The organism is Desulfofalx alkaliphila DSM 12257, from assembly GCF_000711975.1.
GTDB classification, from domain to species: Bacteria; Bacillota; Desulfotomaculia; order Desulfotomaculales; family Desulfohalotomaculaceae; genus Desulfofalx; species Desulfofalx alkaliphila.
Genome location: NZ_JONT01000061.1, coordinates 1 through 1615, shown reverse-complemented (window position 1 = coordinate 1615; position 1615 = coordinate 1). Strand labels below are relative to the sequence as shown.

Sequence of the window (1615 nt, the reverse complement as noted above, 5' to 3'; positions counted from 1 at the left end):
TAGCCTGACTCGGCCAGGTCCAGTGATGCCTGTATACCTGCAATTCCTGCACCTAATACCAGTACACTTCCTATCTTTTTTGTACTCATAGTTTTATCACATCCGTCCTCTCTGTTAAGGTTTAACTAGAACGGGATTTCGCCCTCATTAAATATTTTAAACTTTTATTATAGCTCGCCAGGCCGTGAACGGTGGGTTCACGGCCTGGGAAGCATGATACCATATTATGTTTTAATTTAACTTACTCCTGTTCAGCCTCTTCTTCCTCTTCGCCCGGAATAACCAGCGCTCGGGCCAAGAGGGGGCTAACGTGAACCATTTCCTTCTTCATATTAAAGTACTCTTTGTTAATATCATTGAATTGGTCTATGCAGTTATGGCAGGGTACTGCCACAACTTCAGCGCCCACCGCTTCAATTTGATCGGCCTTGCGGCGGCCCTTTAGTATCCGCTGCTCCTTATATTCCGGCATGGCCAGGGCACCGCCACCGGCGCCACAGCAGAGGTTGTATTTCGGGTCTGTAACCATATCCCTAAAGTCTTCACAGATGTTTTCCATTACATAACGATGTGCCTGGTAAACCCCTTCTTTCCGCACCAAGTTGCAGGGATCGTGCACTGTTGTAGGTTTGGGGTTTCTGCTTTTATCAACTTTTATTACTCCGTCCCGAATCCATTCGGCATACACTTCAAGTACGCTGCGGATGGGAAATTCCGGGCCCTCCCAGTATTGTTTGTAGCCCATACGAACGGATCTAAAGGCGTGACCGCACTCGGTAACCACCAACTCTTTAGCCTTTAAGCGCACAACTTCCTCCAGCATGGGCTTAGTAATGGTCCAAAAGTCATGGTTGTTTCCGGAGAAAAGTGCCAGGTTGGTGGCATCCCACTTCTTGCTGCTCAGCGTATAGTTGGCGCCGGCATAGTAGAAAATCTTTAAGATTTCCTGTAGTTCGTGGGGATAGTACTTAATTTCCCGGGCATTCATGCCAAAGAGAAAATCGGCATTTTCAACATCAATGGGAATCTTATAGTTGGGATCGCCCAGTTCCTCTTGCAGTTCCTCTTCGATCCATTCCAAGGTTTCATCATAGTCCTCTTGGGAAACGTTCATCTGGTTTCCCGAGGTAATGGTCTCATCGACAACTTGCTGCATAAAACCTGGCAGCGGCAGTCCAAATTGGCCGCGCAGGGTTCTGGTTAATAGGGCAATGTTAACTCCCATGGGGCACTCAACGGTGCAGCGCTCGCACATGGTGCAGTACCACACAAAGGGATCGTTTAATGCCTCTTCCCGCATGCCCAGTACAATTTTACGCAAAAATTTTCTGGGGTCATTGTCGGGATGGACATCTGAATATGCACAACCCGCTGTGCACATGCCGCAGGTTAAGCACTTGGTAAAATCAATATTCTTGGCTTTACTGGCAACTTCATCAACAAACGTCGGATCAAATTTCGCAGCATTAATAGCCATAGTCGCTCCTCCCCTTCAAACCTTTCGGGTAGTGTTATTCGCCTAATTAATATTCGTTAGGCAATTTCTTAAGTTGTGCCAGGGTAAATACCGGGCCGTCTTTGCAGACGTACTTGCTGCCAATATTACAGCGTCCGC

The 1615-nt window shown here is 47.4% G+C and carries 1 protein-coding gene and 1 pseudogene; both read right to left on the bottom strand.

The window, feature by feature from the left end; genetic code table 11:
- Positions 1 to 241: 241 nt before the first annotated feature.
- A complete protein-coding gene (locus BR02_RS0113080; RefSeq protein WP_031517802.1) occupies positions 242 to 1477 on the bottom strand; it encodes a (Fe-S)-binding protein in 1236 nt (411 codons plus the stop codon).
- Positions 1478 to 1523: 46 nt separating this feature from the next.
- Positions 1524 to 1615: pseudogene (locus tag BR02_RS15945) on the bottom strand (heterodisulfide reductase subunit F); the annotation flags it as partial.